The sequence below is a fragment of the Streptomyces sp. NPDC053665 genome (genome assembly GCF_055585285.1).
On record NZ_JBVJKK010000006.1, the window covers coordinates 125,078 to 145,394 of the forward strand.

Here is a 20,317-nt window from a genome sequence, read left to right on the forward strand (position 1 = left end):
CGTTCAGCCCGTCTTCCAGCCCCGGCGGGTGTCGACGCGCTCCCACTCCGCGTCCCACATAGCCGAGCGCCGCCGGTCAAGGGCCAGGCGGGTCAGCCACAGCGTGCCGAGGACCGTGCCGCCCACGAACGCCCCCGCCAGCACACCGCCCATCGACGCGTGCAGCCACGCCTCGCCGCCGGACACGGGTGGGCCGGTGAGGTCGCCGGCCCGGTTCACCCAGACGGGGACCGCGGAGCCGGCCTCGGCCCGGGGTGGCACGCGGGCCTGCTCCTGGTGGAGGGACCCGTCGGGTGCGATCCAGCGCACCTTGCCCCACACGCGGTTGTCGTTCGCGGCACGGGCCGCGGACGGGCCCGGCGCGTCCTGCACGAGGACCGCCCGCACCTCGTGGCTCTCCGCCCGCTGCCGGTCGACGGCCCGGTCGACGGCGGCCGCCGCCGCCAGCCCCGCGAGCAGTCCGCCGAGCAGGGCAAGCAGCCACCCGGCGAGCACGACCCAGGCCTCGACGACGTCGACGCGCCGTCGGAGCGGGTTGTGTCGCCACCGCCACCACCGCACGGTCGTGCGCCCGGACGCCTCCATGGCCGACACCCCCTCGTGAGCACCGGCAGCACCCTTCCAGTGTGCTCCCTGAAGTGCCGCGAGGCCCTGTCGAGAGGGCCTTCAATCGGACCAGCGGTCCTCTCCGGGGCGGCGCAGCACCGTCAGCAGGCCCTCTTGGCCGGCCACCGCCTCCAGGGCCAGGGTGCGGTACCCGGCCTGCGCGAAGAAGACGGTGATGCGGTCCTGGTCCTCGCTGAGCACGGTGCCGTCCCCCCACTGCTCGTGCCGCACCTCGGTGCCGACGGGGTAGGCGGCCGCGGCCGGGTGCTCGGGCCGCTCGCCGGGCCCCTGTCCGTCCCGGTCCCCGTCGCAGAGGTCGCAGTTGCCGCAGGGCGCCTCGTGCTCCTCCCCGAAGTAGCCGAGCAGGAACTGCCGCCGGCAGCCGGTCGTCTCGGCGTAGGCCCGGGCCATCTCGACGCGGGTGCGGTCCGTGCGGCGGTGCGCCTGCGCCGTGCGCGCGGCCTCCTCCGCCGCCTCCTCGGGGGTCACCCCGCCGGCCGGACGGATCTCGCCGTCCTCGCCGGTGTCGACGGCCTCCGCCTCCTGGAGGAGGTTCACCGCGGCGGTGACCCGGTTCCTGGACAGTCCGGTGTCCTCGCGGAGTTCGTCGAGGCCGGCGGGGTCGTCGCCGTGCTCGTGGACGGCCCGGGCGACGTCGGACAGGGTGTCGCGGCCGGGGGTGCGGCCCGCGAACCAGGTCTGCATGCCGGTGTCCTCGGACCGGTAGTGCAGCACGGCCAGGGCCGGGTCCCCGTCCCTGCCGCAGCGGCCGATCTCCTGGTAGTACGCGTCCAGCGAGCCGGGCAGCGACGCGTGCAGGACGAACCGCACGTCCTCCTTGTCGATGCCCATGCCGAAGGCCGAGGTCGCCACCACCACGTCCGCCTCGCCGGAGAGGAACGCGTCGTGGATGCGCTCGCGTTCGGCCGCGCGCATCCCGGCGTGGTAGGCCTCCGTGGTCAGTCCGAGGGAGCCGAGTTCGCGGGCGAAGTGCTCGCTGTCCTTGCGGGTGCCGGCGTAGACGATGCCGGGCTTGGGCTCCGCGGCGGCGCGTTCGACGACGGTCCGGCGCCGCTCCTCGTCGTCCAGGAAACGGCGGACCTCCAGCCGGATGTTGGGCCGGTCGAAGCCGGTGACCATCAGCCGCGGCCGGCGCATCCCGAGCCGTTCGGCTATCTCCTTGCGCACCGGTGAGGCGGCGGTGGCGGTCAGGGCCAGGACGGGCGGCCGGCCCACCCGGCGCACGGCCTGCTCCAGGCGCAGGTAGTCGGGGCGGAAGTCGTGGCCCCAGGACGACACGCACTGCGCCTCGTCCACGACGAACAGGGCCGGTTCCACCGCGGCGAGCCGTTCCAGCACGTCGTCCTTGGCCAGTTGCTCGGGCGACAGGTACAGCAGCCGGGCCTCACCCCGCTCCACCGCCTCCCAGGCCTCCCGTGTCCCGGCGGCGCCCAGGTCGGAGTTGATCGCGACGGCGCCCGGCGCGCCCTCGCCCTGGGGCAGCCCGGCGATCTGGTCGCGTTGCAGGGCGAGCAGCGGTGACACGACCACGACCGGCCCGGGCAGCAGGACCACGGGGACCTGGTACACGGCGGACTTGCCGGACCCGGTCGGCATGACGACGAGGGTGTCCTCGCCGTCGAGCACCCATTCCATGGCGGTGGCCTGCTCGGGCAGGAGCGTGTCCCAGCCGAACACGTCGGCCGCGGCCTTCCGCAGGCTCGCGGCCCGGTCCCGTGGCGTCCCCGACCCCTTCCGTCCCATGCCGGCTCCTCGCTGTCTCCGTGCGGACGGCGCTGCGTCGCGTCCGCGGCGCAGCCCTGGGTACCCGCCGGACCGCGTGCGTATCAGGGGTGTGCGGCGGCGGCCTCAGCGCGGGGCCGCGGCGATCCGCACCCGCCCGCGCCCCTCGCCGGGGCCGCCGGAATCCGCGGGGCTGCCGGAATCCGCGGGGCCGCCGGAATCCGCGGGGCTGCCGCACAGAAAGGAGGCCAGGGCGCTTCCCTCCTCCCCCACGGCGTCGCGTTCGGCACGGGAGAGGCCGCGCAGCGGGGCGACGTGGACGGTGTCCGCCTCGACGGTCCAGGTCGCGGCGACCCGGCCGTCGACGAGGACCAGGCGGGCACCGGCGACCGACAGGCCGCGGTGCGCGTCGTCGATGACGCGGCTGCGGTCGTCGTAGCCGAGGACCGCGTTGTCGAACGCGGGCAGGAACCGCACGGGGGCCGGGGTATCGGGGTCGGGACGCGGCGCGCCAGGAAGGTCGAGGAGTTCCCGGCCGCGCTCGTCGCGGAAGGAGAGCAGTTCCCCGCGCAGGGCGCGCACCGCGCGCGGCAGTCCGGCCAGGCCGCACCAGGCGCGCAGGTCGGCGGAGGCGGCGGGGCCGTACGCGGCGAGGTACCTGCGCACGAGCGCCTGCCCGACGGGGTCGGAGCCGTCCGCGGCCGGTGGGTCGATCGCGCGTCCCAGCCAGGAGGACATCAGGCCGTAGCGTGCGCCGCCCTTGGTCCGCCACAGGCCGCGCGGCGGGAGCTGCACGGTCGGCAGGAGACCGGCGACCAGCATCTCGCCCAGGGGCCGCGGGCCCGCCTGCGGCCAGCGGCCGGCGACGGCCCGGGCCAGCTCGGGCATGGTGCGGGGTGCGCCGTCGGACATGACCTTCTCGCCCTCCGCGGCGAGTTCGCCGAGGTCCACGCCGTCCAGCTCGCGGCGGTAGACGCCCAGGACCCGTTGGCGCAGCATGGCGTCGTGGCGGGCGCGCCAGGCCAGGGCGTCGTCGGCGGTGACCAGGTGGACGGTGCGGCGCATCAGGTGGGTGCGCACCACCCGCCGTGCGGTGACCAGCGCGGACAGGTCGTCCGGGTCGAACGCCCGCAGCCGCGACCAGAGTCCGGTGAACGGCTCCTGCGGTTCCTGCGCCTGGAGCCCGCCCAGGTGGGCGACGGCGTCGAGCACGGGCAGGCCGGTGCGCTCCAGGAGCAACTGGCGTGCCAGGGTGGCGCGGTTGAGCGCCCGTGCGTCGAGAACGGTCATCTCGGAACCTCGGTCCTCGCGTCGTTCGCCGGCCCGTCGTCCGCTGGGCGGGCGGCTTCGCGGCCAGACTGGCAGGCGACGAGGTCAGGTCGTGACCGCAACCGCCGGGTCCGCGGCCCGGCATCGGTCTGCGTGCGGTGCCGGGCCCGCGCGTCCTCGCGTCTGTGCGGCGGTCCTGCCGTCACGGCCCCGGCCCGGACGGCGAGCCGCTGCCGGTCCGCGACGACAGTCCGGTCAGCCCGGCCGCCGTGCCGACCGGCTCCAGGTGCGGTCCGATCCATTCGCACAGCAGGACGGTGGCGTCGTCCTCCAGCCGGCCGTGGTGGTACTCCAGGACGGCCTGCACCAGGCGGCGCAGCGTCTCGGGGACGGGCAGGCCGTCGGCGTGGTGGCGGACGAGGAAGTCCGTGAAGCGCGCCAGTCCGAACTCCCGGCCACCCGAACTGCGGGCCTCGGTGATGCCGTCCGTGTACAGGACGATGCGGTCCCCCGGCTGGAGGTGCTCCTCGCACACGGTGGTGCGCAGGCCCAGTCCGGTGCCCATGGGGTGGGCCGGGGGGCAGCGCAGATGGCTGGACCAGCGGCTGTCCCGGATGATGATCGGCGGGTGGTGGCCCCTGTTCACCCACCGCAGGACGCCGGTGCGGGTGTCGAGCGTGGCCAGGATGCCGGTGACGTAGCGCCGGCGGTCGTACTGCTCCAGCAGGGCGGCTTCGACGGCCTCGGCCTTGGCGGCCAGACCGGCCCCCTGACGCCTGGCGCTGCGGCACGCGCCCAGCGCGAGGGCTCCGGAGAGGCCGGCGGCGGTGTCGTGCCCCATGGCGTCGAAGATCGTCAGGTGGACCAGGGGGCCGTCGACGGCGTACTCGAAGACGTCGCCGCTGATGTCGTAGGCCGGTTCCAGGACGGCGGAGATGGTCACCCTGCCGTCCGCGTAGGTGCGCGGCGGCAGGAGGTTCCACTGCATCTCCGCGGCCAGGCTCATGGGCCGGCTGCGCGCGGTCCGGGCCAGCGCGTCGCTGGTGCTCCGCTTGCTGACGATGATCAGTGCGACGAGGCCCGCCAGCGCCTCCATGTCCGCGTGGGCGGCCGCGTCGTCGCGCTCGGCGCTCACCCGCAGCAGTCCGATGCGTTCCGTCCCGTCCAGCAGCGGCACCCACCACTCGAAGGCGTCGCCGCCCGGGGGCGAGGCGGGCAGGACGTCGCCGTACTGGAAGGCCCGTCCGGCGACCGTGCCCTCGACGGGCAGCTCCCGTTCGGCGTCGTCGTCGACCCCACCGGCACCGGGCAGCAGGCGCAGCGTCCGGCGCTGGAGGTCGGCGAGGTAGATCAGCACCCGGCCGAAGGAGGCAGCGCGTGCGCACTCGGTGGCCTTGTCCGGCAGCAGCTCGACCGGCATGAGATGGCTCGCGGCCAGCAGATCGGCGAGCATCCGCCGTCCGCCCTCCCCGCTGTGTTCCCTCACCGTCCCGCCTCCTTCGTTCCCCGGCCGCACCGGACGTACAGGCTCCTGCCGCGCACCGGACGGTCCCCCTCCGGGCCGCGGCGCTCCGCCGCGGAGGCGTCGGTGACCGGCCCTTGGGTACTTCGAGGGTGAACCACCCCCTGCCGCACGTGGAAACGGAGGCCGTGTTGCTGTCCTACTCCCTCGCCCGCGGAGTTCTCGTCGTCACCGTCCACCGCGACCCCGGCGTCGGCGGGCGGGCCGAGCTGCTCAGCCGGATCAGCGGTCTCGCCGAGGCGTACCGCCCGGCTCCCCTGGTCGTCGTCCTGGAGGAACCGGCCTCGCCCGCCGCGGTCGGCGTGCTGCTGCGGGTGCACCGCCTGTGCGGCCGGCTGGGCGTGCTGATGTCGGTGGCGTCGCACAGCGCTCCCACCCGCCGGGCCCTGGAGGCGGCAGCCGACCCGGCGGGCACGCGCCTGGTCGTCCACGCCCGTACGGACGTCGCCGTCGCCGCCGCGTACACCGCGGCCGCCTGAGAAGGGGGTCACCGGCGTCACGGCATCGTGCTCTGGGCGCTGACCAGGTCGGTGACGGCCCGCAGGCCCCCGTGCGCGAGGGCCGCGCGCTGCCGGTCGGCCCCGGTGCCGTCCTGAAGCAGCCGGTGGACCAGGGACGTGACCTGACGGGCGTCGCCCGAGGCGTCGAGGGCGAGGCTCACGTGCCGCAGGAGCTGGTACAGCACGTCGCCCGCGCGGTGCAGGGTGCCGCCGGGGTCGACCAGGGTGTCGCCCAGGCCGTGCCGGGCGGCGTGCCACATCGCGCCCTGGAGCAGTTCCTGGTCGCAGTCGGGGGCGGGGACCCCGGCGTTCGCCTCCGCCAGAGCCGTCTCCACCAGGGCCCGGATGATCGCGGCGAGCATGACCGCCTCGTCGGCGCGCAGCTGGACGTCCGGGCAGCGGACCTCGATGGTCGGGTAGCGGGAGGAGAGGCGGGCCTGCCAGTAGAGCTGACCGACGTCGGTGATCAGGCCGGCCTCCAGCAGCCGCTCCACGCGCCGGTCGTGGTCGTCGACGTCACGGAAGGCCGGGGGCATCCCGCTGACCGGCCACCGGCTGAAGATCACCGTGCGCCAGCTGGCGAAGCCGGTGTCGTGACCGTCCCACAGCGGGGAGTTGGCGGCCATGGCCGTCAGCGTCGGCAGCCAGTGGCGGATCCGGTTGAGGACCTGCACGCCCGCTTCCCGGTCCGGCACGCCGACGTGCACGTGCGTGCCGTTGACCAGCTGCTCGGCGACCAGCTGCGGCGCCTGGGCGACCATCGCGCGGTAGCGGGCCTGGTCGGTGACCGCGATGGGACGGCCGTGCCGCACGGGGGGTGTTCCGCACACCCCGATCCGGCAGCCGTGCTCCTCGGCCGCTCCGCCCACGGCGTGGCGCAGCCGCAGCAGATGACCGCCGACCTCCTCCAGGGTGGTGCAGACCGGGGTGGCCACCTCCACCTGTGCCTGCAGCAGCTCGTACTGCACCTCCTGGTCGGCCACCAGACGGCCCACGCCGGCCGCGGCGCGCACCTTGTCCGCCTGGGGCACCGGCAGACCCGTGACCGGGTCGAGCAGCAGGTACTCCTCTTCCACGCCGATCGTCGTCATCGACCACCCTCTGTTCCGCCCGCCCGGCGGGCCGGGGCACCGTACGCCCGGCCTGCGCTCGGTGCGCGGGGAGGACCGCTCTCGCGGGTCACCGAGTGCCGCGGCCCGCACGCGGCAAACCAGGCCGGGGAGGGGGAAACCAGCTTCTCCCGGGAAGGGCGCGTCCGCGAGGTGTGGACGGCGGAGCACGGGTACCCGCGCGCGGCATCCGGCGCCCGCGGTTGGCGGTGCCGGCGTCGCACCGGCCCGCCGAAGGGAACGGCCCATGCCGAGAACCGCTCACGCCGAGGACGGCTCATGCCGAGGACCGCCCTTGCCGAGGACCGCCCCTGCCGAGGACCGTCGAGGGGCAGTCGGTCCCGCGCGAACGGCGTCGATCGCACCGCCCCATCGAATGGATCATTCCGCCATTCAGCCCAGGAAAGCATGATGTCGGGCAATGGCGACGAATGAGAGCGATTAGGTTCCTCGGGTCGGATGACCCGTCACCCGTCACGCATTGTTGCTGCCGATAGAGGACTGATGGCGACACACACTGAACCGGTTGCGCCCGTACCCGCGGCGGAGCGCCGCGGCAGGGGGAAGGTGATCGTCTCCTGGCTGACGACCACCGACCACAAGAAGATCGGACATCTGTACCTGATCACCTCGTTCCTGTTCTTCCTGATCGGAGGAGCACTGGCGATGGCGATCCGGGCCGAACTGGCGCGGCCGGGCCTGCAGATCCTGTCCAACGAGCAGTACAACCAGTCGTTCACGATGCACGGCACGATCATGCTGCTGCTGTTCGCGACGCCGACGTTCGCCGGGTTCGCCAACGCGATCATGCCGTTGCAGATCGGTTCCCCGGACGTCGCCTTCCCCCGGCTGAACATGTTCTCGTACTGGCTGTTCGCCTTCGGCGGGATCATCGTGATCAGCAGTTTCCTCACCCCGCAGGGCGCGGCCGACTTCGGCTGGACCGCCTACACCCCGCTCAGCGGCGGCGAGCGCACCCCGTACATCGGCGGGGATCTGTGGATCATGGGGCTGGCCCTCGCCGGTTTCGGCACGATCCTCGGGTCGGTCAACTTCGTCACCACGATCATCTGCATGCGCGCCCCCGGCATGACGATGTTCCGCATGCCGATCTTCACCTGGAACGTGCTGCTCACCTCGGTGCTGGTGCTGCTGGCGTTCCCGGTGCTGGCGGCGGCGCTGTTCGCCCTGGAGGCCGATCGCCGGTTCGGGGCGCAGGTCTTCAACCCGGAGAACGGCGGGGCGGTGCTCTGGCAGCACCTGTTCTGGTTCTTCGGCCACCCCGAGGTGTACATCCTCGCCCTGCCGTTCTTCGGCGTGATCACCGAGATCATCCCCGTCTTCGCGCGCAAGCCGATCTTCGGTTACACGGGGCTGGTCGGCGCCACCATCGCCATCGCGGGCCTCTCGGTGACCGTGTGGGCCCACCACATGTTCGCCACCGGCGCGGTGCTGCTGCCGTTCTTCGCCTTCATGACGTACCTGATCGCCGTGCCGACGGGTGTGAAGTTCTTCAACTGGATCGGCACCATGTGGAAGGGCTCCCTGTCCTTCGAGCCGCCCATGCTCTGGGCGGCCGGCTTCCTGGTGACCTTCCTCTTCGGCGGCCTGACCGGCGTCATCCTGGGGTCGCCGCCGCTGGACTGGCACGTCACCGACAGCTACTTCGTCATCGCCCACTTCCACTACGTGCTCTTCGGCACCATCGTGTTCGCCATGTTCGGCGGCTTCAGCTTCTGGTGGCCGAAGATGACCGGCACGATGCTGGACGAGCGCCTCGAGAAGATCCACTTCTGGACGCTGTTCGTCGGCTTCCACATGACGTTCCTGGTGCAGCACTGGCTGGGCGCCGAGGGCATGCCCCGCCGGTACGCCGACTACCTCGCCGCCGACGGGTTCACCGCCCTCAACACCATCTCCTCGATCGGCGCTTTCCTGCTCGGCATGTCGACCTTCCCCTTCCTCTACAACGTCTGGAAGACGGCCCAGAAGGGCGAGAAGGTCGAGGTCGACGACCCGTGGGGCTACGGCCGTTCCCTGGAGTGGGCGACCTCCTGCCCGCCGCCGCGGCACAACTTCGTCACCCTGCCGAAGATCCGCTCCGAGTCCCCCGCCTTCGACCTGCACCACCCCGACGTCGCCGTGCTGGACCAGGCGGAGAACACCGGACGGCGCGACGCCGTGGAGGCCGAGGGCCACAAGGGCGACCGGCCGTGAGACGCGGCGGGCACGGGGCGCCGGCCGGCGCGACGGGCAGCGGCAGCGGTAGCGGCCTGGCGGAGGAGGCCGAGGGGTATCTCCTCGCCCGTACCCACCGCGATCAGGCCCGGCGTGAGGCCGAGGAACTGTGCGCGCGGCTGCCGTGGCTGACCGCCGCCGAGGCCGAGGATCTCACCGTCCACTTCGTCCGGCAGCGGCTCGACGTCAGCCGCCGCCTGCTGCGCGGCACGATCCAACGGGCGGCGGAACTGCGCGAGGAGTACGAGGCCCGTTACGCCGAACTGCGGCGCGCTCTGCTCCGGCGCCATGCGGCCGGGGCGTGTGCCGTCCTGGCCTGTGCCGCCACGCTGAGCACCGTGGTCCGCGACCTCACCGGCTGACGACCGGGGACGAACGGGAGCGGGTCGCCTCGATCGCGAGGCGACCCGCTCCTGTTCGTCGCGCGCGGAACGGCTTACCGGGCGTGGGCGTCCTTGCGGGGCAGGGGCCCGACGCCGGCCCGGCGGCCCCGGCGCAGGGCGGCGTGCCGCTGCCCGGGGCCGGGGCCGTTCCGTGCGGCGAGCGCGTCGGCGACGGCACCGGTGACGAAGGCGTAGACGGCCTTGTGCAGGACGTCCACGACGAGTTCCTTGCGGGGCCAGGTCTGGGGCGGTGCTCCGACGCCGGTCGCGTTCTCGAGGATCTGGTCGTTGGTGAGGCGCACGACCGTGAACTTGGCCGAGGCGACCGGGCCGCGCAGCCCGGCCTGGGCCATGACCGAGCGCAGCACCCCGAGTGCGGCTGCCTGGCCGAAGTGCATGGCCCAGTTCACGGGCAGCGGCTGGGTGCCGGGGCGTTCGGGCAGCCCTGTCAGCCGCTGCAGGACCCGGGCGGGCACGTGGGAGTCGGGCCGGCCGGTCACCGCCTGCTCCGCCTTCTCCCCGAGGGTCATCACGACGCCGCCGACGCTACCGGCGACCAGCCCTTGCCACAGTGCGCGCCTGATCATGCGGCGCCGGGTACCCCGGTGCCGCGGGCTTCATCCCGGTGCTCCGCGGCTTCGGCCGGGTGCTGCGGCTGCGCCCGGATGCTGCGACGTCGGCCGGAGCGGCGGCTCACGACTGGGCGGTAGGCCGGGGGCCCTCGGTGAAGGTCTCCGCCAGCAGGTCGGCCAGGGCCTCTGCAGAGGGGTGCGGGGCGCGGCGGGGGGGTGAGGGCGTAGATGCCGCGGGTCGGCGCGTCGACGAGGGGCACCGCGGTGACGTCCGCGCGCAGTGCGCCCGTCAGCACACCGGGGACGAGCGCCACGGCGTGGCCCGCGGCGACCAGGGCCAGTTTGCCGAACAGGTCGGCGGCGGCGAGGTCGATGCGCGCGGTGACTCCGGACCGGGCGGCGTGCCGGCCGAGCAGCGCAGCCGAACCGTCGTTGTCCTCGGCCCAGATTTCGTCGGCCAGTTGCTCGATGCGCACCGGTCCCCGCCCGGCGAGCGGGTGGTCCGCGGGCAGCACGACCGTCATCTCGTCCAGGCCGAGGAACCGGTGCTCGGCCCGCGGGTCGGTGGGCAGTCCGGGGGGCGCGTCGGTGACGACCGCGAGGTCGAGCGTGCCGGCGAGCACCCGCTCGTGCAGCTCCTGGCTCAGCTCGGGCAGCAGGCTCCAGCGCAGGGTCTCCCGCGTCCGCAGCAGGCGGCGCAGCGCGACCGGCACCAGCCCCGCGGCCAGGGACGGGGTGGCACCCACCGCGAGGGGCCGGCCGGGCGCCCCGTCCCGGCACTCCCGTACCGCGCGGACGGCCCGGTCCGCCTCGTGCAGCGTGGCCAGCGCGTGGTGGCGGAACACCTCGCCCGCGGGTGTCGGGCGCACCCCGCGCGCCTGCCGCTCCACCAGCGGCACGCCCAACTCCCGCTCCAGCCCGGCGATCTGCCGGGAGACGGCCGACTGGGTGTAGCCGAGCTCGGCCGCCGCCGCCGACAGCGACCCCAGCCGGCACACCGTCACGAACGTCCGCCACGCAGTCAGTGCCATGCCGGGAGTATGCCGGTCCGGCGGGGGCGGCACGGTGCCGGCCACCCGCCGGGACAGCTCTGCGCTGTACGCATGACTGCCCTGCGGGATCTGCGCTTGTGGCAGGTCGGGCCGGGGCAGCAGGCTGTGCGCATGACAGCGCACTCGATCGCCGTACTCGGCCTGGGCCGCATGGGCTCCGCCGTCGCGGCACGACTGACCGACCGGGGCCACGACGTCGTCGGCTGGACTCGCTCCGGCCGCCCGGCGGGCGCCACCCGTACGGTGCGGGATCCGGGCGAGGCCGTGGCGAGGGCCGATGTCGTGGTCCTGGCCCTGTTCGACGGCCGGGCCTGCGAGGAGGTCGTCGACCGGGTGCACCGCGCATTGCGCCCCGGCACGATCGTGGTCAACACCGCCACCGTCGCCCCCGCCGAGGCGGCGGTGCTGGCCGGGCGGCTGGGCACCGTCTACGTCCACGCGCCCGTCCTGGGCTCGGTGCCCGCGGTCGCCGCCGGGACCCTGCACCTGCTCGTCGGGGCCGACCCGGACACGCTCGCGGAGGTCCGCCCCGTCCTGGACGCGCTGGGCACCGTGCGACCGTGCGGCGACGCACCGGCCGCCGCCGCTCTGAAGCTGATCGCCAACAGCAGCCTGGCGGGGGCCGTGCTCAGCCTGCGCGAGGCGCTGCGGCAGGCCGACGCGCTGGGTCTGCCCCGCGGGCAGGTCCTGGACGTGCTGGAACTGGGGCACTTGAGCGCGTTCGTCTCCCGCAAGCGGCCGTTCCTCACCGGTGAGCGGGGGCCGGAGCCGGGCGCGGCCCAGTTCACCGTCGGGGCGCTGGCCAAGGACATGGCGTTGCTCGCCGACGCGTCGGGCGTCCCGTTGCGCAGTGCGGCGGACCTGACCGGCACGTCCGCCGACCCGCAGTCCGACGTCGCGGTCGCCGCCACGGTCCCGGGCCCGGACGACGCCGTGCTGGAACCGCTGCGCGCCTACGTACGCGGCCATGCCACGGGCCAACCGGGGCACTTCCGCGACGCGTTCCTGCCGACCGCGCACATCTCCGGGATCCGGGAGGGCGGGTTCGTCTCGTGGGGCCTGGAGGAGTACTGCGCCCTGTTCACCGGCACGCCGGCCCCCGACGAGCCCACGCGCCGGCGCCGCGTCGACGCCGTCGACGTCCACGGCAGCGTGGCCACGGCGTCGATGACGCTGTGGCACGGGCCGGACACCTTCACGGACGTCTTCCTGCTGGTGCGGACCGGCGAGGAGTGGCGGATCGCCGACAAGGCCTATCACCGGCGTCAGCACCGGCACCAGCACCAGCACGGCTGAACGGCCGGTGACAGGCCTGCCTCACGGCATGCCGTGGACCGTCCGTCCGGTCACAGGGCGTCGGCCAGGCGGTCGACCTGGTCCGGGTCGGTGCCGTAGCAGTAGAGCATCACCTCGTCGGCACCGAGGCCGGCGAAAGCGGTGACGGCTTCCCGGACGCCGCCGGGCGTGGTGAGCAGCCCGGCGACCATGTGGTCCGCCCTGCCGGTGAAGGCGTAGTAGGCGTGCATCGCGGCCCGGGCCTCGTCGACGACGTGGTCCGGACCGAGCGCGACGTTGACCTGGGCGACCAGGCGGGGCTCGCCGTCGCGGCCGTATTCCCGCCAGAAGGCGCGGGCGGTGTCGAACAGACCGCCCGCCCAGGTCGGCGGTGCGGCGGCGAGGAAGCCGTCGCCCCAGCGGGCGACGCGTTCGATCGCGGCGGGCCGGAAGCCGCCGAAGAGGACCTCGGGGCCGCCGGGCCGGGCGGGCAGCGGGCCGATCGGGCCCGCGCCGTCGCCGTGGGCCTTCCCCGACCACAGGCGCCGCATGACCTCCATCTGCCCGTCCAGGCGTCGGCCCCGGGTGCTCAGGGGGACGCCGGCGACCTGGTGGTCGTCGTCCCGGCCGCCGACGCCCAGACCCAGGACGAGGCGGCCGCCGGTCATCCGGTCCAGCGTGGCCGCCTGCTTGGCGAGCAGGGCGGTGTCGCGCAGCGGGGCGAGCAGTACCTCGGTCTGCACGCGGATGCGGGAGGTGGCACCCGCGAGGATCGCGAGCGCGACGAGGGGTTCGGGGTTGTCGTAGACGAGCCGGTCGAGCAGGCCGAGGGTGCTGAAGGGCCCGGCCTCGGCGCGCCGGGCCCAGGAGAGCAGGGCCGCGGGGTCGCCGATGGGCAGGCCGATACCGACGTTCATGGAGAAGACCTCCGACAGGAAGGGTCGATAAGGACAGCTGCCGCCCCTCCGGCACCTCAGCGAGGTGGGACGCTCCCGCCCTGCGGCGTGCTTCCGGGGAACGTCTCGTCGAAGTGCCCCCACCCTAGGGGCGCTTGCGGCCGGCGCCAACCGGATTTCGCGGGGATGCGCCGCAGGGCTGTCGGACCCGGCTCGTCCCGCCGGGTGGGGGCCCGGCGGGACGAGCCCTCGCCTGCCCCGCCGGGGCGGGTCGGGTCAGAAGCCGCCGTCGACCCGGTCCTGCCGCATGAGCCGCTCCAGCTCCGCGTCCGACAGCGGGCGCAGCGTGTCCAGGAGCCGGCGCAGACCGGGTTCGCCGAGGGTCTGGCTGGAGACCTCGGCCTCCCTGCCGCGGTACCTGCGGACGAGGGTGATCTCCGGCCGGCCGCCGGGGATCGGGCGGACCCTGCGGATGCCGCCCCGCGCGTCCGCGGTGCAGGTCGAGCCCTCCTCCGGCACTTCGGGGCACCGCGCCCGGGGCGCCCACGGGGAGCGCACGGTGAGCGTGACCAGTGACAACCCGTCCTCGCGGACACCGCGGTACTCGACACCGAACGCCGGGCCGACCCGGACGCGCTCCACCCTCATCCCGGGCGGCGCGGCACCCAGGTACTGCACGTCCTCGTACTCCCGGTAGCGGGCGACCTCCGCCTCGTGCTGCCGCTGCCGGGCCTGCGCCGGTCCGGCGAAACCGCCGTAGGCCACACCGGCCGCCAGCGCGGCCACGGCCCCGGCCCGCACCCACCGGTCCGGCACGAAGAACGCGGCGGCCACGGCGTAGGGGAGCCCCGTCAGCGCTACCCGGGTGCCGGCACCGCCCAGGTCGACCCCGGCGTGGTACGCGGCCAGCCCGGCCAGGACTCCGGGCGTGCCGAGGAGGAAGACCGCGGCCGCCCAGCCGAGGCGGCCCCGGGCCGTACGGCACAGCGGGACCACGGCCCCCGCCGGGACGGCCGCCGCGGCCAGCAGGGCCACCACCGCGGGCACCCCCACCGCCAGGACCACGGCCGCGGCTCCGCCGCCGCCGCCCCAGGCCGCCGCCGCCAGCGCGAGGCCCAGGGCCGGTACGGCCGCCACCGCCACCCCCCAGACCAGGAGAAGGTGCAGCGCCGCCGTCGCTCCCCTGCCACCGCTCGTCATACGGCGGATGCTGTCAGCCGGCCTTCCGTTCCACATGAGTTGCCGTACTCAGTCCTCGTCGGAATCGGCGGCACACGTGACCGTCGCCGCCGTACGGTCGATACTTGCCCGGAGCTGACGCCCTGTCGGCGAAGCCGGTGCCGCCAGCGCCGGCGGAATGCCTCGCCCGCCTGCGGACCGGGCAGGCCGAGAACTGGCCCGCCCCACGCTGAACTGCGAAAATGTTGGCCGGAGACATGTTCACCGGTCCCACCAGGAGGTTCCCGTGAAGATGCTGATCAACGTCCCGGAGACCGTGGTCGCGGACGCGCTGCGCGGTATGGCGGCTGCTCACCCGGAGCTGACCGTGGACGTGGAGAACCGGGTGATCGTGCGGCGGGACGCCCCGGTCGCCGGGAAGGTGGGGCTGGTCTCGGGCGGGGGTTCGGGCCACGAGCCGCTGCACGGCGGTTTCGTCGGCCCCGGCATGCTGTCCGCGGCCTGCCCGGGCGAGGTCTTCACCTCCCCCGTGCCGGACCAGATGGTGCGCGCGGCGGCCGCCGTGGACAGCGGGGCCGGTGTGCTGTTCATCGTGAAGAACTACACCGGTGACGTGCTCAACTTCGACATGGCCGCCGAGATGGCCGAGGACGAGGGCATCCAGGTCGCGAAGGTGCTGGTCAACGACGATGTGGCGGTGACCGACAGTCTCTACACGGCCGGCCGGCGCGGCACGGGCGCGACCCTGTTCGTGGAGAAGATCGCGGGAGCCGCCGCCGACGAGGGCATGCCGCTGGAACGCGTCGAGGCGATCGCCCGGCAGGTCAACGAGAACTCCCGCAGCTTCGGTGTCGCGCTGAGCGCGTGCAGCACTCCGGCCAAGGGCAGTCCGACCTTCGATCTGCCGCCCGGTGAGCTGGAGTTGGGCATCGGCATCCACGGCGAGCCCGGGCGGGAGCGGCGGGCGATGATGACGTCCGGCGAGATCGCCGAGGCGGCCGTCGACGCGGTCGTGGAGGACCTGCGGCCGCGCAATCCGGTGCTGGTGCTGGTCAACGGCATGGGCGCGACGCCGTTGCTGGAGCTGTACGGCTTCAACGCCGAGGTGCAGCGGGTGCTGGCCGTGCGCGGGGTGCCGGTGGCCCGCGTCCTGGTGGGCAACTACGTCACGTCCCTGGACATGGCGGGCGCCTCGCTCACCCTGTGCCAGGTCGACGAGGAGATGCTGCGGCTGTGGGACGCGCCGGTGAAGACGCCGGGGCTGCGCTGGGGCATGTGACGCGCGAGGCGCAGCGGACCACCAGGTACCTACCAGGCAAGGAGAGCCCGTGCTCGACGCCGATTTCTTCCGCCGTTGGATGACGGCGACCGCCGCGTCCGTCGACCGTGAGGCGGAACGGCTGACCGCCCTCGACTCCCCCATCGGGGACGCCGACCACGGCAGCAACCTGCAGCGCGGCTTCGCCGCCGTGACCGCCGCGCTGCGGGAGGAGTCCCCGGACACCCCCGGCGCGGTCCTGACCCTGGCGGGCCGCCGGCTCATCTCCACGGTCGGCGGCGCCTCGGGGCCCCTGTACGGGACACTGCTGCGCCGCACCGGGAAGGCCCTCGGCGACGCTTCCGAGGTGAGCGCGGAGCAGTTGGGGCAGGCGCTGCGGGCCGGGGTGGACGCGGTGATGACGCTCGGGGGCGCCGCACCGGGCGACAAGACCATGATCGACGCCCTGGTCCCGGCGGTGGACGCGCTCGGGGAGTCGTTCGCGGCGGCCCGCACCGCCGCCGAGGAGGGGGCCGTCGCCACGACGCCCTTGCAGGCCCGCAAGGGCCGGGCAAGCTACGTGGGCGAGCGCAGCATCGGGCACCAGGATCCGGGTGCCACCTCGGCCGCGCTGCTGATCGCGGGACTGGTGGAGGCCGGCGGTGAGTGACGAGCGGCTGGTCGGGATCGTGCTGGTGTCGCACAGCGCGGAGGTGGCCGCGTCGGTCGCCGCGCTGGCCAAGGGCCTCGCGGGCGGCGGCCCGGTGGTGCCGGTCGCCCCGGCGGGCGGCACGGAGGGCGGAGGGCTCGGCACCAGCACCGAACTGATCGCCGCGGCGGCGGCGTCGGTCGACCGGGGCGCGGGGGTCGCCGTGCTCACCGACCTGGGCAGCGCGGTGCTCACCGTCAAGGCGCTGCTGGCCGAGGGCGACGAACTCCCGGAGGGCACGCGCCTGGTGGACGCACCGTTCGTGGAGGGCGCCGTGGCCGCGGTCGTCACGGCGGCGACCGGGGCGGACCTGGAGGCCGTGGAGGCGGCAGCGGCCGAGGCGTACTCCTACCGGAAGGTGTAGCGACGGGGTACTCCTGCGGAGGCCGAGCGGCGACGGGCTGCGGGCTCGCCCACGCGCGAGCCCACAACCCGCCCCCGAGGCACCCGCGCGGCACCGCGCGCCGGGCGCGGGTGCGGGTAGTGCACCCCGGCCGCCGCACGCGCGGCCTGGCGCCGGAAGCACCCACGCGCGGGCACACCACCTGCCCGCGAGGGACCCGGACGCGCCGCGGCCGCCGCACGCCTGACGCGGGTGCCAGTCACGCGCCCCGGCCAACGTCAACGAGGCCGGACCCCGGAAGCACCACGCGAGCACAGTCGCAGCCCGCCGACGAGGCACCCGCAGCCGCCGCCCGCCCGACGTGGGCGCCAGTCACGGGCCCCGGCCAACGCCAACGCGGCCGGACGCCGGAAGCACCACGCGAGCACAGTCGCAGCCCGCCGACGGGGCACGCAGCCGCCGGCCCGTCCGACGTGGGCGCCAGTCACGCGCCCCGGCCAACGCCAACGCGGCCGGACGCCGGAAGCACCCACGCGCGAGCACACGGCCCGCCGAAGAAGTACCCGCTCCCAACGCCCACGAGCCGACGCACGTCCGACGCGGACGCCACTCACCCGCCCGGCCGACGCCAACAAGGCCGGGCCCCGGAGGCGCTCCGGCAGGGTGCCCACACTCGCCGCGGCGCGCCCTGCGGATGCGGCCGGAGCGACGCACGTCGCCCGCGGTCGCCTGGCCGCGGGCGCGACCGGCACCGACGCGGTCGGGTGCTGCGTGCCCGGTTCGGGCGGCCGGCTCGGGCGGTGGCCGGTCAACCCGTCGGCGTGCTCGCGTCGGGCGTCGTGCCGACGAGCCGCCGGGCCGCCCGCTCCCCCGCCTTCACGGCCGCCGCGTGATCCTCGATCGGGGACGCCTTGGTGTTCTTGAACACGATGTACGTCACGCCCGATGGCACGCCCCCGCCGTGCGGGTCGGGTCGGATGCCGAGCGCCTCGGCGGTCGCGTAGGACGCCTCGCCGATGATGTTCTGGGGGCCCGTGTCGCCGACGACCGCGTACTGCACGCGGTCGCGGTGGACGACGGCCACGACCGAGCCGCCGCCGATCCCGTGGGCACGGTAGTCCCAGATGCGGCTCGGGGCCGGCACCACGATGAAGGGGAGGCGTTCGGCGCTCAGCGGGCGGCCGTCGGACTGTGCGAACGCCGTGCTGGCAGCGAAGTACGGGTCGGTGGCCCGGTTGCAGCGCGGCCCGGGGCGGCCGTCGCAGTCGATGTCCATGTCGGCCTTCCAGTGCACGACGTCGCGGGTCCCGCAGACGGGGATGTCCGCCGGTCTGCCGTTGTCGCTGCGGTAGCGGCCCGTGGAGATCTGGTCGCAGTGGCGCACCGCGGCGAGCAGGTCGGCGGCCCGGACGGTGCCCTCACGCCACACCACCGGCTGGGCGCGGTGCGGGGGCGGCCCGGTGGGGACGGCCGACGGGGCGAGCAGGGCGGCACTGGCCGCGGCCAGTGTGAGGGACCGGGCACGCACGATGGGTGAGCCTCTCCTCGGGGACCTGACGGGCACTCAGCCCAATCTGTCCCCGGTGCGGTGGCCGGGCCACCGCTGGGGGGCCGGACGGTGCACGCGTCCGTGAGCCGCGACGGGGGCCGGGAGGCCGGGTCCGCGGAGGACCAGGCCCTCCCGGCCGCCCACGCCGGCGCGGGATCTGCGACGACAGCGGTCCGCGCGACGGACTCGAACTCCGGTCTGTGGGACCGCAGTTCGAGCACCTGGCTCCTCAGCATACGGGCCGGCGCCGGGCGGCCGGCAGCGGAATGCGGTGCCCGTACGGTGCCCAGGGCGCGCAGATTCGGGACCCGTCGAACGGGGCCGCCCTCTTGATGTGATCGCGTCAGCGGCGGCATATTGGTCCGGACCATTGCCGAGTGCCGCCCCGGGAGGCAGCGACGTGCGAGTTCCCTCCGCTCTGCCCGCTTCCCTGCGCCGGCTCGCGTGCTGCGCGGTCCTCGCCCTGCTCACCGCGTGCGGCGGGCCCGGTGCCGGCCAGGAGGACGGCGGCTCGCCGCCCGGCGCGCCGACGGGCGTCACCGCGCAGGCGGGGACCGCCACCAGCGTGCACGTCATGTGGAACACCACCGCCCGGGCCGAGCGCTACGAGGTGTATCGCGGCACCACGAAGGTCGAGGAAGTGCCTGGTGCCAAGCACATGGTGGACGTCACCAGGCTGCGGCCCTCCACGTCGTACGTCTTCACCGTGCGGGCGCGGGACGCCGAGGGGCGCCTGGGCCCGAGCAGCCGTGCCGTACGGGCACGGACACCGGCGGCCGTCGCGGACGACCGCTCGGCGCCGAGCCGCCCGGCGGCGGCCCGGGGCCGGGTGGCCGGCAGCCGTGCGGTGCAGCTGACCTGGTCCGCGGCGAAGGACGACCGGAAGGTGGTGTCGTACGACATCCAGCAGAGCGGTACGAAGATCCACAGTGTGGGCGGGAACCAGACGGCCGCGGTGGTCACCGGGCTGCGTCCCGGCCGCGCCTATGTGTTCACCGTCCGGGCCCGGGACGCGGCCGGGAACGTCTCCCCCGCCAGTGCCGGCGTGCGGATCACCACCCCGGGCGGGGACGATGGCCGCGGTACGGCGCCCACCGGCTTCCGGGTGGCGAGCCACCGGGCGGACGGTGCCCACTACCTGGACCTCAGCTGGGTTCCGCCCCGGGTCGACGGGCGGATCACGGAGTACGAGATCCAGCTGGACGGCAGGACCGCCACCTCGCTGGTGTACGGGGGCCGGGCTCCCCGGGACCGGGCCGAGTACAGCTTCTACGTGGGCCGGGAGTCCGGGGTCCGGCACCGGGTGCGCGTGCGGGCGATGCTGCCGGACGGCACCTGGGGAGGCTTCTCGGCGGAGCGGACGGTGACCACGGGCGCGGGGCGCTGACCCGCCCGCGCGTCACCCGGTGGAGGCACGGCGTCACCTGCACGGGGGCGCCCGGCGTGCGGCCTTGACCGGGGGCGTCTTGGCTGGCCACGAGGCAGCACGGGCGTTCCCCGACCCTCGGCGGCGCAAAGGGATGTACCGCCAACCGTGCCGCCGGAGGGCAGTCCACATGAGCAACTCATCGTCAGTTCTCCGCTCCGGCCTGACCGTGGCAGCCGCCGCCGCGCTGCCTCTCTTCCCGGCCGCGGCGCCCGCCTTCGCCGGCCCGGGCATCTCCGTGAGCACCACGGGGACGACCGTGTCGGTCACGACCAGCTCGTGCACCCAGATCAACGGCAGCTGGGGCACGGCCTCGCTGCTGACCAGCAGTCAGGGCAGCTTCGCGCAGGGCCGTCAGGTGACCCTGTCGGGGACGTCCACCAGCCAGTCCGCCGCCTGGTCCGGCGTCTCTCCGGGCACGTACACGGTGATCGTCGTCTGCTCCGACGGGACCACGGCCGGCACGCAGTCCGTCGTGGTGTCGACGGCGCCCTCGCCGTCGCGGTCGGCGTCCCCCTCGGCCTCGCCGTCCCGCGGCGTCATGGGCGGGGTCGGCGGCTCCTCGACGGACTACGGCACCGTCACGCTGGTGGCGGGCGGCGCGCTGGTCGGCACCGGCCTGCTCGGCACGGCGCTGTACCTGCGCCGGCGCAACAAGCCGCACCGGATCTGATCCGGTGCGTACGGC

18 protein-coding genes and 1 pseudogene are annotated in these 20,317 nt (G+C 74.7%); 9 read left to right on the plus strand and 10 right to left on the minus strand.

Going from position 1 to position 20,317, the window contains the following annotated elements; genetic code table 11:
* Positions 1–3: 3 nt before the first annotated feature.
* The 4 genes from ACZ6ZN_RS23800 to ACZ6ZN_RS23815 form a co-directional block, all read right to left on the minus strand.
* Positions 4–585 (minus strand): Rv1733c family protein, encoded by a 582-nt coding sequence (locus tag ACZ6ZN_RS23800; RefSeq protein ID WP_469649191.1) that lies wholly within the window; start codon positions 583–585, stop codon positions 4–6.
* A gap of 81 nt (positions 586–666) precedes the next feature.
* Entirely contained in the window at positions 667–2,370 is a 1,704-nt protein-coding gene (locus ACZ6ZN_RS23805) for a RecQ family ATP-dependent DNA helicase (protein WP_469649193.1), read from the minus strand.
* A 105-nt stretch (positions 2,371–2,475) separates the two neighbouring features.
* Positions 2,476–3,639 (minus strand): winged helix DNA-binding domain-containing protein, encoded by a 1,164-nt coding sequence (locus ACZ6ZN_RS23810; RefSeq protein WP_451878646.1) that lies wholly within the window; start codon positions 3,637–3,639, stop codon positions 2,476–2,478.
* A gap of 181 nt (positions 3,640–3,820) precedes the next feature.
* Positions 3,821–5,071 (minus strand): PP2C family protein-serine/threonine phosphatase, encoded by a 1,251-nt coding sequence (locus tag ACZ6ZN_RS23815; RefSeq protein ID WP_451878695.1) that lies wholly within the window; start codon positions 5,069–5,071, stop codon positions 3,821–3,823.
* 161 nt (positions 5,072–5,232) lie between these two features.
* Between ACZ6ZN_RS23815 and ACZ6ZN_RS23820 the strand changes: the two genes are divergently transcribed.
* The gene (locus ACZ6ZN_RS23820; protein ID WP_469649195.1) at positions 5,233–5,619 is read left to right on the plus strand and encodes a hypothetical protein; all 387 of its coding nucleotides are present in this window, start codon (positions 5,233–5,235) and stop codon (positions 5,617–5,619) included.
* Between the two features lie 17 nt (positions 5,620–5,636).
* Here ACZ6ZN_RS23820 and ACZ6ZN_RS23825 read toward each other — a convergent pair whose 3' ends face one another.
* A complete protein-coding gene (locus ACZ6ZN_RS23825; protein WP_451878648.1) occupies positions 5,637–6,731 on the minus strand; it encodes a carboxylate-amine ligase in 1,095 nt (364 codons plus the stop codon).
* A gap of 522 nt (positions 6,732–7,253) precedes the next feature.
* Between ACZ6ZN_RS23825 and ctaD the strand changes: the two genes are divergently transcribed.
* Together ctaD and ACZ6ZN_RS23835 are read left to right on the plus strand one after the other, a co-directional pair.
* The gene (gene ctaD, locus ACZ6ZN_RS23830) at positions 7,254–8,966 is read left to right on the plus strand and encodes an aa3-type cytochrome oxidase subunit I (protein ID WP_398108337.1); all 1,713 of its coding nucleotides are present in this window, start codon (positions 7,254–7,256) and stop codon (positions 8,964–8,966) included.
* Positions 8,963–9,349, plus strand: a complete 387-nt coding sequence (locus ACZ6ZN_RS23835; protein WP_469649198.1) for a hypothetical protein — start codon at positions 8,963–8,965, stop codon at positions 9,347–9,349. The genes ctaD and ACZ6ZN_RS23835 overlap by 4 nt, the downstream gene beginning before the upstream one ends.
* A 74-nt stretch (positions 9,350–9,423) precedes the next feature.
* On the opposite strand, the gene ACZ6ZN_RS23840 is transcribed toward ACZ6ZN_RS23835, so the two are convergent.
* Positions 9,424–9,957: a hypothetical protein gene (locus ACZ6ZN_RS23840; RefSeq protein ID WP_469649201.1), complete on the minus strand. Its 534-nt coding sequence runs from the start codon at positions 9,955–9,957 to the stop codon at positions 9,424–9,426.
* 139 nt (positions 9,958–10,096) lie between these two features.
* A pseudogene (locus ACZ6ZN_RS23845) lies at positions 10,097–10,973 on the minus strand (LysR family transcriptional regulator); the annotation flags it as partial.
* Positions 10,974–11,045: 72 nt separating this feature from the next.
* On the opposite strand from ACZ6ZN_RS23845, the gene ACZ6ZN_RS23850 reads away from it, so the two are divergent.
* Positions 11,046–12,290 (plus strand): nuclear transport factor 2 family protein, encoded by a 1,245-nt coding sequence (locus ACZ6ZN_RS23850; protein WP_469649204.1) that lies wholly within the window; start codon positions 11,046–11,048, stop codon positions 12,288–12,290.
* A gap of 50 nt (positions 12,291–12,340) precedes the next feature.
* On the opposite strand, the gene ACZ6ZN_RS23855 is transcribed toward ACZ6ZN_RS23850, so the two are convergent.
* Entirely contained in the window at positions 12,341–13,186 is an 846-nt protein-coding gene (locus tag ACZ6ZN_RS23855) for an LLM class flavin-dependent oxidoreductase (RefSeq protein WP_469649207.1), read from the minus strand.
* Positions 13,187–13,441: 255 nt separating this feature from the next.
* Positions 13,442–14,365, minus strand: coding sequence for a hypothetical protein (locus ACZ6ZN_RS23860; RefSeq protein ID WP_469649210.1), 924 nt, complete (start codon positions 14,363–14,365; stop codon positions 13,442–13,444).
* A gap of 265 nt (positions 14,366–14,630) precedes the next feature.
* On the opposite strand from ACZ6ZN_RS23860, the gene dhaK reads away from it, so the two are divergent.
* From dhaK to ACZ6ZN_RS23875, 3 genes are read left to right on the plus strand one after another with little or no spacing between them, the layout of a single operon-like run.
* Positions 14,631–15,623 carry a dihydroxyacetone kinase subunit DhaK gene (gene dhaK / locus ACZ6ZN_RS23865; protein WP_398108344.1) on the plus strand — a complete coding sequence of 331 codons (993 nt, stop codon included), beginning with the start codon at positions 14,631–14,633 and terminating at the stop codon, positions 15,621–15,623.
* A 49-nt stretch (positions 15,624–15,672) separates the two neighbouring features.
* The gene (dhaL, locus tag ACZ6ZN_RS23870) at positions 15,673–16,272 is read left to right on the plus strand and encodes a dihydroxyacetone kinase subunit DhaL (RefSeq protein ID WP_469649213.1); all 600 of its coding nucleotides are present in this window, start codon (positions 15,673–15,675) and stop codon (positions 16,270–16,272) included.
* Positions 16,265–16,675 carry a PTS sugar transporter subunit IIA domain-containing protein gene (locus ACZ6ZN_RS23875; protein WP_469649215.1) on the plus strand — a complete coding sequence of 137 codons (411 nt, stop codon included), beginning with the start codon at positions 16,265–16,267 and terminating at the stop codon, positions 16,673–16,675. Before dhaL ends, ACZ6ZN_RS23875 begins: the two co-directional genes overlap by 8 nt.
* Before the next feature lie 787 nt (positions 16,676–17,462).
* Here ACZ6ZN_RS23875 and ACZ6ZN_RS23880 read toward each other — a convergent pair.
* Positions 17,463–18,182, minus strand: coding sequence for a glycoside hydrolase family 75 protein (locus ACZ6ZN_RS23880; protein ID WP_469649218.1), 720 nt, complete (start codon positions 18,180–18,182; stop codon positions 17,463–17,465).
* Positions 18,183–18,603: 421 nt separating this feature from the next.
* Here ACZ6ZN_RS23880 and ACZ6ZN_RS23885 point away from each other — a divergent pair, with 421 nt between their 5' ends.
* Together ACZ6ZN_RS23885 and ACZ6ZN_RS23890 are read left to right on the plus strand one after the other, a co-directional pair.
* A complete protein-coding gene (locus ACZ6ZN_RS23885; RefSeq protein WP_469649220.1) occupies positions 18,604–19,590 on the plus strand; it encodes a fibronectin type III domain-containing protein in 987 nt (328 codons plus the stop codon).
* Between the two features lie 169 nt (positions 19,591–19,759).
* Positions 19,760–20,302 (plus strand): hypothetical protein, encoded by a 543-nt coding sequence (locus ACZ6ZN_RS23890; RefSeq protein WP_398108349.1) that lies wholly within the window; start codon positions 19,760–19,762, stop codon positions 20,300–20,302.
* Positions 20,303–20,317: the final 15 nt, after the last annotated feature.